Below are 13,377 nucleotides of genomic sequence, written 5' to 3'. Positions count from 1 at the left end.
TGAACGGCCACCGGCCCGGCGAACGTGTACCCCTGCTCCGCGGCATGGCGGCGGACCTGAGCCGCGAGGTGCCCCACACCTCAGCACTGCCGGGGGCCAATCGCAGGGGTGGGGCGGTTTCGGGGGTCGGTCCGCGGTGCTGGGTTGCCGTGGCTGTGGTGGTGGGACGGCGTCGCCGTCGTGAGGGCCGTCCCCCCGGGTCGCCCGTCGTCGGCCGGCGCGGGTGGGGGGATGCGGTGGCACTGGGCCGGGTCCTTCGTACCTGGTGGTGCCCTTCCCCGTGTCCCCGCTGGTGCGCCCCTGCCCGGCGTGCCCCGAGTCCGTGGCTACGCCCGGTCCCGGAGCTGGGTCAGTGCCGCTCCCGCCAGGACGATCACCGCGCCCACCGGTGTCGACCAGGTCAGGGACTCGCCGAGGAGGGCCACGCCCGCGGCCGTCGCGATCACCGGGATGAAGTACGTGACCATCTGGGCCGTCGTCGGACCGACCTCGGCGACCAGGCCGTACTGGATGAGGAGGGCCAGTCCGGTGCCGAGGGCGCCCAGGGCCGCGATCGCCAGCAGCGGCAGGACCGGGAAGCGGGTCGGGAGCGTGGTGAACAGCGGCGTGACCACGGCGAGTTGGAGCGTGGCGAGGAACAGCTGCGCGCCGGTCATCGACAGCGGCGAGCGGCCGCTGCCGGCGAGCGTGCGGCGCAGGTAGATCCAGCCGACCGGGTAGCTCAGCGAGGCCAGCAGTGCCAGGGCCGTGCCGCGGGCGTCCAGTCCGCTGAACCCCTGCCAGGCGCCGAGGACCGTCAGCACGCCGAGGAAGCCGAGGCCCAGGCCCGCGACCCTGACCCGGGTGGGCCGGTCCTCGGAGAGGGCCACCACGGAGAGAGCCATGCCCCACAGCGGCGAGGTCGCGTTGCAGATGCCCGCCAGGGTGGACGGGATCGTCAGTTCCGCGTAGGCGAACAGGGAGAACGGCAGCGCGTTCAGCAGGAGGGCGGCGACGGTCAGATGGGCCCAGGTGCGGGCCCCGCGCGGCAGCCGCTCGCGCTTGACCGCGATGGCGACCGCCAGCACCGCCGTCCCGAACGCCAACCGGCCGAGGGTGACCTGGAACGGCGCATAGCTCTCCGTGCCCACCTTGATGAGCAGGAAGCTGAAGCCCCAGATCAGCGAGAGGAACCCGAAGCGCAGGCGCCAATCGAGGGGGCGCCGGGAGCCGGCCGACGGCCGCGTGGCCGCGGACGTGGACGGGGAACCGGTGCTGTCCGTGGAGGCGGTGGTGGAAGCGGCGGCGGAGGCGGTGGTGGAGGTGGCGGTGGTCATGGTCATCACCGTCTCCGACATCACCTCGTAGCACAAGCGAGAATTGGCGAGCGATATCTCGTAGCATCACTTACATGTTGAACCTGGAGCGCCTTCGCACCCTCGACGCCCTCGCCCGGCACGGCTCGGTCAGCGGTGCCGCCGCGGGGCTGCACATCACCACCTCGGCCGTCTCGCAGCAGCTGGCCAAGCTGGAGCGGGAGGTCGGCCAGCAGCTCCTCGCCAAGAACGGGCGGGGCGTGCGGCTCACGGACGCGGGCCGGCTGCTCGCCGACCACGCCGCCCGCATCCTGTCGCACGTCGAGCTGGCCCAGTCCGACCTGGAGGCCCAGCGCGGGCAGGTGGTGGGGGAGTTGAGGCTGTCGGCGTTCCCGACCGCCGCGCGCGGGCTGTTCCCCACCGCGCTCGCCGGTCTGCGCAAGGAGCACCCCGGGCTGCGCGTGCGCTCCTGCGAACTGGAGCCGGAGCACGGCATCGCCGGAGTCATCCGCGGCGACCTCGACCTCGCCGTCGTCCTGGACTGGTACAACAAGCCGATGCCGGTGCCGGACGGGCTGGTCAAGGCGCCGCTCCTGGACGACCCCGCCGACGTGGCGATGCCGGCCGGGCATCCGCTCTCGGGCCGGGACGAGGTGGACCTCGGGGAGTTCGCCGGTGACGAGTGGATCACCTGGGGCGACGGCGAGTTCTGTCACGAGTGGCTGATGTTCACGCTCCGCTCGCGGGGCGTCGAGCCGATCGTCGGTCACCGCGCGGCCGAGACGCACACCCAACTCGGGCTGGTGGCCGCCGGATTGGGCGTGTGCGTCGTCCCGTTGCTCGGACGGCACCCGGTGCCAGAGGGGATCGTCATCGTCCCGCTCCGCCAGCGGCTGCGGCGGCACGTCTACGCCGTGTGGCGGGCGGACGCCGACCGCCGCCCGTCGATCAGGGCGGCGGTCAGGGCGCTGAAGTCGGCCTCGGACACCGTCGGCTGACGGCGACCTGGGCCGACCCGAGTGCCTACAGTTCGCCCAGCTTGCGGAAGTCCCACGACACGATCTTCTCCGGGCGCAGCCGCGCCCACGCGTGCCGTCCGTCGTGCGGCATCGCGTCCAGGCCGAAGTTCTTGCGGGCGAACAGCGTCTCCACCGAGTCGAGTTCGGCGCACAGCTCCCCGGTGCGCGGGATCTCGCCCACGAACTCCACGGTGCCGGACAGCTCCACGCCGCGCAGCGAGTCGTACTCCTCGCCCGTGTCGATCACGATCGCGACCCGTGGGTCCCGGCGCAGGTCGGCCCAGCGTCTGCTGCGCACCACGGAGTACAGCCACAGCGCTGAGCCGTCCCACAGGAACCACAGGGCGCTCACGTGCGGGGCGCCGTCGGCGGACACGGTGGCCACCCGGCAGGTGCGCTGGGTGGTGAGGAACGCGCTCACCTCGCCCGGCGACATCATGATCTTCCGGCCCCTGCGCTGCGTGACGGTCATCCAGCCCTCTTCTCTCTTCGCTTCTCTCACGTCGTGCCAGGGAATCCCTGACATCACGTCAAAAAAGGACGGCCCGCACAGGATGAGTCCTCTTCCCTGCTCGCGCAACGGTGGCTACCCTCGGCCGATCCGACCCGCACCGGCCCCAGGGGAAGCCATGCCGTCGTCCGCGCACCTCGGTGATCTGCTCGACCCCCGCCACACCGTCCTGCTCACGGTGGAGTGCCAGCGGGGCGTCGTGGGCCCGGACGCGGCCCTGCCCGAACTCGCCCGCGCGGCACGCTCGTCGGGTGCCCTCGCCAACGTCGCCCGGCTGGTGGCCGGCGCCCACGGGAGCGGGGTCCAGGTGATCCACGCCGTCGCCGAACGACGTCCCGACGGCCGGGGAGCCAACCGCAACGCGCGCCTGTTCCGCGCCGCCGAACGCCTCCCGGTCCGACAACTGACCGGCACCGCCGCCGTCCAGGTCGCGCCTCCGATCGAGGTCACGGACGAGGACTTCGTCGTACGACGGCTGCACGGTCTGTCGCCTATCCAGGGCACGGACGTCGACGCCCTGCTGCGCAACCTCGGCTGCCGCACACTGGTCGTCGCCGGTGTCTCCGCCAACGTGGCGATCCCGAACGCCGTCTTCGACGCGGTCAACCGCGGTTACACGGCCCTCGTCCCGGCCGACGCCGTCGCGGGGGTGCCGTCGGACTACACCCCCGCGATGATCCGCCACACCCTCGCCCTGGTCGCCACGGTCGCGACCACGGACGAGGTCCTGGCGGGCTTCGCCCGGCGGGGCGGTCGTCTCAGGCCAGAGTGATCGAGTCACCGCTCACGGTGATCTGGACCTCGGGCAGCGGTTTCGTCGCCGGGCCGCTCTTCACGCTGCCGTCGGTGACGGAGAAGTTGCTGTTGTGACAGGGGCAGTTGATGACCCCGTCGGCGATGCTCTTGACCGCGCAGCCCGAGTGGGTGCACACCGCCGAGTACGCCTTGAACTCGCCCGCCGTCGGCTGCACCACGACCACCTTCTGGTCGTCGAAGACCTTCCCGCCGCCCTCGGGGATGTCCGCGGTGGTCGTCAGGGCCGCACCCGCAGCGGCCCCGCCGCCGGTGCTCGCGGACTCGGAACCGCCGGTCGAGCCCGCGGAGCCGGACGATTCCGCCGAACCCGACGCGTCGTCGTCGGATCCTCCGCACGCGGTCAGCGCGACGGCGAGCCCGGCGACTCCGGCGGCCGCCACGACCGTGCGGCGGGCGGGTCCCGAGGTGGACTGGAACGATGCGCTGGTCATGCTGGGTTCCCTTCGGGGGAGGTCGGATGATCTGCCGAGAGGTACGGGTCCCGGGCGCCGCCTGTTCAGCGGCCGTCGAGCCGGTTCGGACAGTGCCGAGATCCTGACCCGTTCGAGATGAGCGGGGCGTAAGCCACGGCTGTCGCGGAGCTGTCGATCCGCCGCCGAGGGCCCTCGCGACCCCAGTAGCCTGGGGCGATGCTCAAGGAAGTCATCGCGACCCGTTTCATCACGCCCCTGCGTGAGGGCGGCTCGCTGCCGGGTCTCGTCGAGGCCGACGACCTCGCCGCCTACGTCCTGAAGTTCACCGGAGCCGGGCAGGGCCGCAAGACGCTCGTCGCGGAGGTGGTCTGCGGTGAACTCGCCCGCCGCCTGGGTCTGAGGGTTCCACGCCTGGTCACCGTGGAGCTGGACTCCGTGCTGGGTCTGGGCGAACCCGACCAGCAGGTGCAGGACCTGCTCAGGTCCAGCGGCGGCACCAACCTCGGCATGGACTTCCTGTCCGGAGCCATCGGCTTCGACCCGCTCGCCTTCCCGGTCGACCCCGCGGAGGCCGGGCGGATCGTCTGGTTCGACGCGCTGGTCAACAACGTCGACCGCTCCTGGCGCAACCCCAACCTGCTGATGCACCGCGGCGACCTGTGGCTCATCGACCACGGCGCCACCATGATCTGGCATCACAACTGGCCCTCCGCCGAGGCCTCCGCGGCTCGCCCCTACGACGCCTCGGACCACGCCCTCGCCCGTTTCCGCCCGGACATCGCGGCAGCCGCGGCCGAACTGGCGCCCCAGATCACCGCCGGCCTCCTGGACGAGGTCACCGCCGAGATCCCCGACGCCTGGCTGACCGGCGAACCGGGCTTCGACACCCCGGACGCGCTCCGGCGTGCCTACGCGGCGCCCCTCCTCACGCGCGCCGCCGTCATCCACGAACGCATCAAGGGGACCGAGTGAACGAGCGCCACATCATCAGGGCCAGCGAGGCCAACGAGCGGGACGTCTACGAGTACGCCCTGCTGCGGATCGTGCCCCGCGTCGAGCGCGGCGAGTGCATCAACGCCGGCGTGCTCGTCTACTGCCGGGCCCGGGGCTACGTCGGCGCCCGCACCCACCTCGACGAGGGCCGGCTGCTGGCGCTGGACCCGGCGGCGGACGTGGCCGGGGTGCGCGCCGCGCTGCGCGCGGTGGAGGACGTGTGCGGCGGTGGCGAGGCGGCCGGACAGGCGGCGCACGACGACGCCGGGCGGCGCTTCCGCTGGCTGATCGCGCCCCGCTCGACGGTCGTCCAGCCGGGGCCCGTGCACACCGGCCTCACCACCGATCCGGCGGCCGACACCGACCGTCTGCTGGACCTCCTGGTGAGGTGACGGGCCGGGTGATGAATCACACCGCCCTCGTGTGGCGTTGACACCGGGTGCCAAGGCTTCTAGCGTCACGTCTGCCGAAGGTACTAAGCGGTCGCTCACCGAGTCGACGGTGATCAGGACGGTCGCTCACCACACGGACGTACATTCTCGAGGGCGAGGAGAAGCAACCATGTCCACCACAGAGCAGCGGGTCGCAGTAGTCACGGGCGCGGCGCGCGGCATCGGTGCCGCCACCGCCGTACGGCTGGCCGCAGAGGGCCGCGCGGTCGCGGTGATCGACCTCGACGAGGCCGCCTGCAAGGACACCGTCGAGAAGATCACCGCGGCGGGCGGCCGGGCGATCGCGGTCGGCGCCGACGTCTCCGACGAGGCCCAGGTCGAGGCGGCCATCGCGCGCGTCGTCGCGGAGCTGGGCGCCCCGACGATCCTCGTCAACAACGCGGGAGTGCTCCGCGACAACCTGCTGTTCAAGATGAGCGCCTCCGACTGGGACACGGTGCTCAACGTGCACCTGCGCGGTTCGTTCCTGGTGACCAAGGCGGTCCAGAAGCACATGGTCGACGCCGGCTTCGGCCGGATCGTCAACCTCTCCTCGTCCTCCGCGCTCGGCAACCGGGGCCAGGCCAACTACTCCGCCGCCAAGGCCGGTCTCCAGGGCTTCACCAAGACCCTCGCCTTCGAGCTGGGCAAGTTCGGCATCACCGCCAACGCCGTCGCCCCCGGCTTCATCGCCACCGACATGACGGCCGCGACGGCCGCCCGCATCGGCATGGGCTTCGAGGAGTTCAAGGCCGCCGCCGCCACCCAGATCCCGGTGGCGCGCGTCGGTGAGCCCGACGACATCGCCAACGCGATCGCCTTCTTCACGGGCGAGGCCGCCGGCTTCGTCTCCGGCCAGGTGCTGTACGTCGCCGGCGGACCGCTCAACTAGACCAGGGATCACCGACATGACTGAACTGCCCGCACTCTCCGGCAGGGTCGCCCTCGTCACGGGCGCCAGCCGCGGCATCGGCTACGGCGTCGCCGAAGCGCTCGTCGCCCGCGGCGACCGGGTCTGCATCACCGGCCGGAACGAGGACGCCCTCAAGGAGGCCGTCGAGAAGCTCGGTGCCGACCGCGTCATCGGCGTCGCCGGGAAGGCCCACGACGAGGCCCACCAGGCGATCGCCGTCGAGCGGACGATGGAGGCCTTCGGCCGCGTCGACCACCTGGTCAACAACGCCGGCACGAACCCGGTGTTCGGGCCGATCGCCGACCTCGACCTCGACGTGGCGCGCAAGGTGTTCGAGACCAACGTGATCTCGGCGCTCGGCTTCGCCCAGCGCACCTGGCACGCCTGGCAGAAGGACAACGGGGGCGCGATCGTCAACATCGCCTCCGTGGCGGGCCTCGCGCCCTCGCCCTTCATCGGCGCGTACGGCGTCAGCAAGGCCGCGATGATCAATCTGACCCAGCAGCTGGCGCACGAGTTCGCGCCGAAGGTACGGGTCAACGCCATCGCCCCGGCCGTGGTGAAGACCAGGTTCGCGCAGGCCCTGTACGAGGGCCGGGAGGCCGAGGCGGCCGCCGCCTACCCGCTGGCCCGGCTCGGTGTGCCCTCCGACATCGGGGGCGCCGCCGCGTTCCTCACCTCGGAGCAGTCGGACTGGGTCACCGGTCAGACGCTCGTCGTCGACGGCGGCATGTTCCTCAACGCCGGCGTGGCCTGACGACGCCCCCGCCGCGCAGGGGACACGGGCGCGCTTCCGCAACCGGAAGCGGCGCCCGTGTCGTCTACAGCCGTCGCACAGGGTCATGACAACGTCGTCACCGCTCAAGTGATCCATAACGTGACGCAGGGGGCGGGTTCAGTCGGCGTGTCGCTGCGGTATGGTCTGCCAACCCTTGGCATGGCAGATCGAGGAGCGTGCGCGTGTTCAACCGGAACCGATCCTTGCAGCAGGTCGCGGCGATCGTGTCCATATCCCTGGTGGCCGGATGCAGCCTCCTGGGAGAGGAAGGCTCCGACGATGCCGGGCCGATCGTCGTGGGCACCACCAGCGCCCCCAGCACGCTGGACCCGGCCGCCGCCTGGGACGGCTCCTGGGAGCTGTTCCGCAACGTCTACCAGACGCTGCTGTCGTACCCGAACGGCGCGACGGAGCCGCAGCCCGACGCCGCCAGCTGCGAGTTCAGCGACAGCACCAGCCGGACATACCGCTGCAAACTGCGCGAGGGCCTCGCCTTCTCCGACGGGGACAAGCTCGACGCGCAGGCCGTGAAGCACACCTTCGACCGGATCCTGGCGATCAACGCGCCCACCGGCCCCGCGGGACTGCTCGGCAGCCTCGACCGGGTCGAGGCCGTCGGCGACCGCGAGGTCGTCTTCCGGCTCAACAAGGCCGACGCCACCTTCCCGTTCGTGCTCGCCACCCCGGGCATGTCCCTGGTCGCCCCCGACGACTACCCGGCCAACGCGTTGCGCGAGGACGCCGACGGCCTCGTGGGCTCCGGGCCGTACGCACTGAAGAGCTTCAAGGAGAACGACCGGGCGGAACTCGTCCGCAACGACCGCTACGAGGGCTCCGCCGACCGCAAGAACGACGCGGTGACCATCCGCTACTTCCAGGACTCCGGCGAGATGGTCAAGGCCCTGCGGGGCAAGCAGATCGACATCACCTACCAGGGCCTCGCCGCCGACGACATCGTCACCCTGGAGAACAAGGGCGACGAGAACGAGGGCCTGCAGCTCGTCGAGGGCGCCGCCAGCAACATCAACTACCTGGTGTTCAACCCGAAGGACCCGTGGTCCGCCAAGATCGCCGTACGCCGGGCCGTCGCCCAGGTCATCGACCGGGCCGCGATCGCCCACAAGGTCTACAAGGACACCGTCGACCCGCTGTACTCGATGGTCCCCAAGGGCCTCACCGGCCACACCACCGGCTTCTTCGACGACTTCGGCGACCCCGACCCGGACAAGGCCCGCGCGATCCTCGCCGACGACGGCATCACCGACCCGGTGCCCCTCACCCTCTGGTACACCAACGACCGCTACGGCTCCGACACCGCCCTGGAGTTCAAGGAGATCAAGGCCCAGCTGGAGGCCTCGGGCCTGTTCGAGGTCACCCTCAAGAGCCGCCCCTGGAAGACCTACGTGGTGGGCTACCAGAAGGGCGAGTACCCGGTCTTCGGACGCGGCTGGGCCCCCGACTTCCCCGACGCCGACAACTTCATCGCCCCGTTCGTCGGCGAGCAGAACGCGCTCGGCACGCCCTACCCGGCGAAGCAGATCACCCAGGTGCTGCTGCCCCGCTCCCGCGAGGAGAGCGACCGCGCCAACGTGGTGAAGGACTTCCAGGAGGCCCAGCAGATCCTCGTCGACGACGCCCGGCTGCTGCCGCTGTGGCAGGGCAAGCAGTACATCGCCGCCAACGAGGACGTCTCCGGCGGGGAGCGGGCGCTGGACCCCTCGACGATCATGATGATGTGGGAGCTGTCCCGCAAGACCAGCTGGTAGACGCACCGCGGCCCCCGTTGTCAGTGGTCACCTGTAGGTTCTGTGGCCTGGAAGTGACCGCACGACGGAGGACGTTGACGTGACCGACATCGCCATGCTGCCCGAGACCTGGCGCGGGGTCCTGGGCGACGAACTGCAGCAGCCCTACTTCAAGGAGCTGACGGAGTTCGTCGAGGAGGAGCGAGCGAAGGGTCCTGTCTACCCGCCGCGCGAGGAGGTCTTCGCCGCGCTCGACGCGACGCCGTACGAGCGGGTGAAGGTCCTGATCCTCGGCCAGGACCCGTACCACGGCGAGGGCCAGGGGCACGGCCTGTGCTTCTCGGTGCGGCCCGGCGTGAAGATCCCCCCGTCGCTGCGCAACATCTACAAGGAGATGCACGCCGAACTGGACACCCCCGTCCCGGACAACGGCTATCTGATGCCGTGGGCCCGGCAGGGGGTGCTGCTGCTCAACGCGGTCCTCACGGTCCGTGCCGGTGAGGCCAACTCGCACAAGGGCAAGGGCTGGGAGAGGTTCACCGACGCGGTGATCCGCGCGGTGGCCGAGCGGCCCGACCCGGCGGTCTTCGTCCTGTGGGGCAACTACGCGCAGAAGAAGCTGCCCCTGATCGACGAGACCCGGCACGTGGTGGTGAAGGGCGCGCACCCCTCCCCGCTGTCGGCGAAGAAGTTCTTCGGCTCCCGCCCGTTCACGCAGATCAACGAGGCGGTGGCCCGGCAGGGCCACGAGCCGATCGACTGGACGGTCCCCGACCTGGCCTGACGCTCACCCGACCTGACTCTCACCGGGCCGCTCCCTCGCCGGACCGGCCCGGTGCCGCCTGACCGGGATCTCCGGTGCCTGCGGTTAGCGTCGTCGCAACAACGCAAGGAGGGCTCGTGGCGGAGCATCGGCAGGAACAGCCGGCGCCGGATGCGGTACTGACCCGGATCGGGCAGCTCGTGATGCTGCACCACGGGGGAGACCGGGAGGAGGCCCGGCGCCGCCTGCTGGAGCTGTGGACGGAGCTGGGCGAGGAGGGCGACCCGCTGCACCGCTGCACCGTCGCCCACTACCTCGCCGACACCCAGGACGACCCGTTCGACGAACTGGCCTGGGACCTGCGGGCGCTGACCGCGGCGGAGGAACACGAGCGGGCGCCCGCGGTGCGGGCCCTGTACCCCTCGCTCCACCTCAACCTCGCCGCGGACTACGTCAAACTCGGCCGCACGGAAGCCGCCCGCACCCATGTGCGCAAGGCGCGCAGAGCGGCCCGTGGACTGCGTGACGACACCTACGGCGACGGTGTGCGGGCGGCCATCAGCCGGATGGAGCTGCGGCTGGGAGAGGGCGGGCTGGACCACCTCCGCTCCGAGTAGCCGAGTGGCCGAGCAGCCGAGTGAGCAGGCGGCCGGCCGGGGCGCAAGAGGCGCCGAGGTGTCTCAACGGCCGTACGCGCCCTCGCAGATCACGGCCTCCGGGCTGCCCGCCCGCCAGCCCCCGTACTTCTTGCCGAGGGTGCACACATCGGTGTGGCCACGCACCTCCTCCTTCACGTCGGGAATCTCGACGAAGGGCTGTGCGGGGCGACGGCGTTCCGGCCGGGCGGGTCCGGGGTGTGCCGGGCCCGGCGGGCGCGAGTGGGCGGACGGGGGCTGTCCGGGGGCCGGCGCCGCGGTCCGCCGCGGCGGTGCCGAGGCCTTCGAATCCCGCCCGCGCTCCGGCCCCACCATCTCCAGCGCCTCCTGGGCCGGTGCCTGCACCACCTGTGTCCCGCCGCCCGTCGGACCGGGGCACCGACGGATGGGCCGGGGCCGCGGGCGGGCCGGGCACGGGAGGGTGCTGGACGGTCACGCATCCGGCGAGGGCCGAGACGGCCACGGTCACCAGAAGCGTTGCGGTAGTCGTCGTTCGCTGCACTCGCGCCACTCTGCTGGCTCCAACCCATCGAGGCATGGCGGACAAGCGGAGGATGCCCCGCACGGGTGATCTCGCACCCCCTGGGGAGGAGGCGCGGTGGCCCGGGGTGACGTGGCGTCAGTCTCCGGTGACGCCGTCGACGCACTCGCGCAGCAGGTCGGCGTGGCCGTTGTGGCGCGCGTACTCCTCGATCATGTGGGTGTAGATCCAGCGCAGGGTGAACGGGTCTCCGGTGTGCCGGCTCGTGCCGCGGGAGAGTTCGTCCAGCCCGAAGTCGGCCGCGTTGCGGCGGGCGATGTCGATCTCCGCCTGCCAGGCGGCGTACGCCTCCTGCCAGGTGTCGTCCTCCGTGAGGTGGAACTCGCCGTCGCGGTCCTCGTCGGTGTAGAAGATCGGGCCCGGGTCGTCGTCCACCAGGACCCTGCGGAACCAGCCGCGCTCCACGTCCGCCATGTGCCGCACCAGCCCCATCAGCGACAGCTCGGACGGCGGCACGGAAGCGGTGCGGAGCTGGGCGTCGGTGAGGCCCTCGCACTTCCACGCCAGGGTCTGCCGGTGGTAGTCCAGCCAGCCCTCCAGCATGGTGCGATCGTCGGCGTTCTGGGCGGGCTCGGTGCGCTGCGTCGTCATCCCCGCATGGTCGCCCACCCCGGCCTGCCGTCACCACGTGTTTTCCGCGTGGGCGACCTCCGCCGGGAAAGGGGGACCGGGTGGGGCCCCGGCGGGGCCGCCACCCGGTGTGCCGGGGCCCCGCCGTCTTCCGGCATCTCCCGCGGAACCGACAACGGCGCCGCGCGCCACGCCGACCGCCCGCGCATCCCGCGCAGCGAGCCCCGTCGGCCCGCCCGCGCTGGGCCGTTGCGGCTCGACGACGGCGAGATGCCGTCCGGGCCGCGGCGGCGACCGGGCCGGATCGACGGCGCTCACCGTGTGCTCGGCCGACGGGGCCTTCTGGACCGGCGTGCGCGTCGGCGGGGCCCCGGCCGCAGCCGACGTCGGGAGATCGCCTCGGTCGGCGGCGCGGTGAGGACGAGCCCGGCATCAGGGCACGCGCGCGATGAGGGCAGTCCGCGGCCGGGTCGCGGTGCGTCCAGGCCGACCCGGAGGAGGCCGGGCTGGCGTCGGCGTCGGCGAGGAGAGCTGTGCGGGAGGTGCCCGTGTCTGATCGTCAGGGATGGTGACGGGCTCGGCGTCGGTGTGCGCGGGTCGGTGTGGGCGGTTCGCGGTCGGGTCGCGGGGTGTCCGGCCCGACCTGGGGGAGGCCGGGCCGGTTTCGGTGAGGAGACCCGTACGGAAGGCGCCCGCGTCCGATCACTAGAGTCGAGGCAGACCGAGTCGGGCCGAGGGGGAGACATGGCACAGGGGAAACCGGCGCGGGCCGTCGTCGTCGGAGGCGGGATCGGCGGGCTGACCGCCGCCGCGGCACTGCTGCGGCGCGGCTGGGAGGTGACCGTTCTCGAGCGGGCCGGCTCGGTCGAACCCGTCGGCGCGGCGCTGTCCCTCAGCCCCAACGCCCTGCGCGCCCTCGACGTGATCGGAGCCGGCGACCGGATCCGCGACCTCGGTGCCCCGCTCGGCGACGGCGGTGTCCGCACCCCGCACGGCCGCCGGCTCTTCCGCACCCGTGCGGACGCGGCGAGCGCCCGCTTCGGCGGACCGATGCTTCTGCTGCACCGCGCGGCCCTCGTGGACGCGCTCATCGCCCTGCTGCCGCCGGACACCGTCCGCACCGGCTCGCCCGCCACACTCGCCGACCCGGGCGACGCGGGCCGCCCGGCCCGCGTGACCACCCCCGACGCGGAGCTGGAGGCCGACCTGGTGGTCGCCGCCGACGGCATCCACTCCGCCGTACGCCGGACCCTGTTCCCGGACCACCCCGGCCCGGTCTACACCGGCTTCACCGCCTGGCGCCTCGTGATCGATGTACCCGACGTGGAGTGCGCCTCGCAGGAGACGTGGGGGCGGGGCAGCATCTGGGGTACGCACCCGCTCAAGGACGGCCGCGTCTACTCCTACGCCGCGGCCACCGTCCCGGCGGGCGGGCGTGCGCCCGACGAGCGGGCCGAACTGCTGCGCCGCTTCGGCGACTGGCACCGTCCCGTCCCCGACATCCTCGCCGCGGCCCGCCCCGAGGACGTCCTGCGCCACGACGTGCACCACCTCGCCCGGCCCCTGCCCGCCTTCCACCAGGGCCGCGTCGTCCTCCTCGGTGACGCCGCCCACGCGATGCCCCCGAGGCTCGCCCAGGGCGGCAACCAGGCCATCGAGGACGCCGTCGTCCTGGCCCACCACCACACCGACCTCCCCGCGTACACGGCCGCCCGCCTGCCCCGTACGACGTCCGTCACCCGGCAGGCCGTCAGGGCTTCCCGCGTCAGCCTGACGGCCAACCCGGTCGCCGTCGCCGTACGCAACGCGGGGCTCGTGGCCTTGTCGGCGGCGGGGCCGGGGCTGCTGCTGCGGGGGTTCGACGGGATCGTCGGCTGGCGGCCGCCGCAGGCCCCGTATGCTGCCGAGCAGGCAGGCGCGGACCAGCAGTGAA

The 13,377-nt window shown here is 72.3% G+C and carries 15 protein-coding genes; 10 read left to right on the top strand and 5 right to left on the bottom strand.

Annotated elements, in window-relative coordinates; translation table 11 throughout:
• Nucleotides 1–326 precede the first annotated feature (326 nt).
• Nucleotides 327–1,352 (bottom strand): DMT family transporter, encoded by a 1,026-nt coding sequence (locus tag BM536_RS18770; protein WP_073495076.1) that lies wholly within the window; start codon nt 1,350–1,352, stop codon nt 327–329.
• Nucleotides 1,353–1,390: 38 nt separating this feature from the next.
• On the opposite strand from BM536_RS18770, the gene BM536_RS18765 reads away from it, so the two are divergent.
• On the top strand, nt 1,391–2,293 hold the full coding sequence (locus BM536_RS18765; RefSeq protein WP_094103239.1) for a LysR family transcriptional regulator: 903 nt from the start codon (nt 1,391–1,393) through the stop codon (nt 2,291–2,293).
• Nucleotides 2,294–2,318: 25 nt separating this feature from the next.
• On the opposite strand, the gene BM536_RS18760 is transcribed toward BM536_RS18765, so the two are convergent.
• Complete coding sequence (locus BM536_RS18760; RefSeq protein ID WP_073495086.1) at nt 2,319–2,786, bottom strand: pyridoxamine 5'-phosphate oxidase family protein; 468 nt, start codon at nt 2,784–2,786, stop codon at nt 2,319–2,321.
• Between the two features lie 157 nt (nt 2,787–2,943).
• Here BM536_RS18760 and BM536_RS18755 point away from each other — a divergent pair, with 157 nt between their 5' ends.
• On the top strand, nt 2,944–3,597 hold the full coding sequence (locus tag BM536_RS18755; RefSeq protein WP_094103238.1) for a cysteine hydrolase family protein: 654 nt from the start codon (nt 2,944–2,946) through the stop codon (nt 3,595–3,597).
• On the opposite strand, the gene BM536_RS18750 is transcribed toward BM536_RS18755, so the two are convergent.
• Nucleotides 3,584–4,072 carry a Rieske (2Fe-2S) protein gene (locus tag BM536_RS18750; RefSeq protein ID WP_073495074.1) on the bottom strand — a complete coding sequence of 163 codons (489 nt, stop codon included), beginning with the start codon at nt 4,070–4,072 and terminating at the stop codon, nt 3,584–3,586. The genes BM536_RS18755 and BM536_RS18750 overlap by 14 nt on opposite strands.
• A 198-nt stretch (nt 4,073–4,270) precedes the next feature.
• Between BM536_RS18750 and BM536_RS18745 the strand changes: the two genes are divergently transcribed.
• The 7 genes from BM536_RS18745 (at nt 4,271) to BM536_RS18715 (ending at nt 10,294) form a co-directional block, all read left to right on the top strand.
• Entirely contained in the window at nt 4,271–5,026 is a 756-nt protein-coding gene (locus BM536_RS18745) for a HipA family kinase (RefSeq protein WP_073495072.1), read from the top strand.
• Nucleotides 5,023–5,439 carry a DUF3037 domain-containing protein gene (locus BM536_RS18740; protein ID WP_094103237.1) on the top strand — a complete coding sequence of 139 codons (417 nt, stop codon included), beginning with the start codon at nt 5,023–5,025 and terminating at the stop codon, nt 5,437–5,439. The genes BM536_RS18745 and BM536_RS18740 overlap by 4 nt, the downstream gene beginning before the upstream one ends.
• Before the next feature lie 169 nt (nt 5,440–5,608).
• Nucleotides 5,609–6,370, top strand: a complete 762-nt coding sequence (gene fabG / locus BM536_RS18735; protein WP_094103236.1) for a 3-oxoacyl-ACP reductase FabG — start codon at nt 5,609–5,611, stop codon at nt 6,368–6,370.
• 16 nt (nt 6,371–6,386) lie between these two features.
• Nucleotides 6,387–7,148: an SDR family oxidoreductase gene (locus tag BM536_RS18730; RefSeq protein ID WP_073495066.1), complete on the top strand. Its 762-nt coding sequence runs from the start codon at nt 6,387–6,389 to the stop codon at nt 7,146–7,148.
• 203 nt (nt 7,149–7,351) lie between these two features.
• Nucleotides 7,352–8,935, top strand: a complete 1,584-nt coding sequence (locus BM536_RS18725) for an ABC transporter substrate-binding protein (RefSeq protein WP_073495064.1) — start codon at nt 7,352–7,354, stop codon at nt 8,933–8,935.
• A 79-nt stretch (nt 8,936–9,014) separates the two neighbouring features.
• Complete coding sequence (gene ung / locus BM536_RS18720) at nt 9,015–9,698, top strand: uracil-DNA glycosylase (protein ID WP_073495062.1); 684 nt, start codon at nt 9,015–9,017, stop codon at nt 9,696–9,698.
• Nucleotides 9,699–9,814: 116 nt separating this feature from the next.
• Nucleotides 9,815–10,294: a hypothetical protein gene (locus BM536_RS18715; protein ID WP_073495060.1), complete on the top strand. Its 480-nt coding sequence runs from the start codon at nt 9,815–9,817 to the stop codon at nt 10,292–10,294.
• A gap of 63 nt (nt 10,295–10,357) precedes the next feature.
• Here BM536_RS18715 and BM536_RS44400 read toward each other — a convergent pair whose 3' ends face one another.
• Both BM536_RS44400 and BM536_RS18705 read right to left on the bottom strand, forming a co-directional pair.
• Nucleotides 10,358–10,681, bottom strand: coding sequence for a hypothetical protein (locus BM536_RS44400; RefSeq protein WP_342748826.1), 324 nt, complete (start codon nt 10,679–10,681; stop codon nt 10,358–10,360).
• Nucleotides 10,682–10,952: 271 nt separating this feature from the next.
• Nucleotides 10,953–11,465 carry a DinB family protein gene (locus tag BM536_RS18705; protein WP_073495084.1) on the bottom strand — a complete coding sequence of 171 codons (513 nt, stop codon included), beginning with the start codon at nt 11,463–11,465 and terminating at the stop codon, nt 10,953–10,955.
• A 723-nt stretch (nt 11,466–12,188) separates the two neighbouring features.
• Between BM536_RS18705 and BM536_RS18700 the strand changes: the two genes are divergently transcribed.
• A complete protein-coding gene (locus BM536_RS18700; RefSeq protein ID WP_094103234.1) occupies nt 12,189–13,376 on the top strand; it encodes an FAD-dependent monooxygenase in 1,188 nt (395 codons plus the stop codon).
• Nucleotide 13,377: the final 1 nt, after the last annotated feature.

This window comes from Streptomyces phaeoluteigriseus (genome assembly GCF_001896135.2).
Taxonomy (GTDB): Bacteria; Actinomycetota; Actinomycetes; order Streptomycetales; family Streptomycetaceae; genus Streptomyces; species Streptomyces phaeoluteigriseus.
The sequence above is the reverse complement of the archived record's forward strand: the minus strand, read 5'-3'. Positions and strand labels throughout refer to the sequence as shown.

What these genes read in the sequence shown, in the direction of transcription:
- BM536_RS18755 (WP_094103238.1), top strand. Translation starts at nt 2,944, where the DNA reads ATGCCGTCGTCCGCGCACCTCGGTGATCTGCTCGACCCCCGCCACACC.
- fabG (WP_094103236.1), top strand. Translation starts at nt 5,609, where the DNA reads ATGTCCACCACAGAGCAGCGGGTCGCAGTAGTCACGGGCGCGGCGCGC.
- BM536_RS18760 (WP_073495086.1), bottom strand. Translation starts at nt 2,786, where the DNA reads ATGACCGTCACGCAGCGCAGGGGCCGGAAGATCATGATGTCGCCGGGC.
- BM536_RS18750 (WP_073495074.1), bottom strand. Translation starts at nt 4,072, where the DNA reads ATGACCAGCGCATCGTTCCAGTCCACCTCGGGACCCGCCCGCCGCACG.
- BM536_RS18705 (WP_073495084.1), bottom strand. Translation starts at nt 11,465, where the DNA reads ATGACGACGCAGCGCACCGAGCCCGCCCAGAACGCCGACGATCGCACC.
- BM536_RS18700 (WP_094103234.1), top strand. Translation starts at nt 12,189, where the DNA reads ATGGCACAGGGGAAACCGGCGCGGGCCGTCGTCGTCGGAGGCGGGATC.
- BM536_RS18765 (WP_094103239.1), top strand. Translation starts at nt 1,391, where the DNA reads ATGTTGAACCTGGAGCGCCTTCGCACCCTCGACGCCCTCGCCCGGCAC.
- BM536_RS18745 (WP_073495072.1), top strand. Translation starts at nt 4,271, where the DNA reads ATGCTCAAGGAAGTCATCGCGACCCGTTTCATCACGCCCCTGCGTGAG.
- BM536_RS18730 (WP_073495066.1), top strand. Translation starts at nt 6,387, where the DNA reads ATGACTGAACTGCCCGCACTCTCCGGCAGGGTCGCCCTCGTCACGGGC.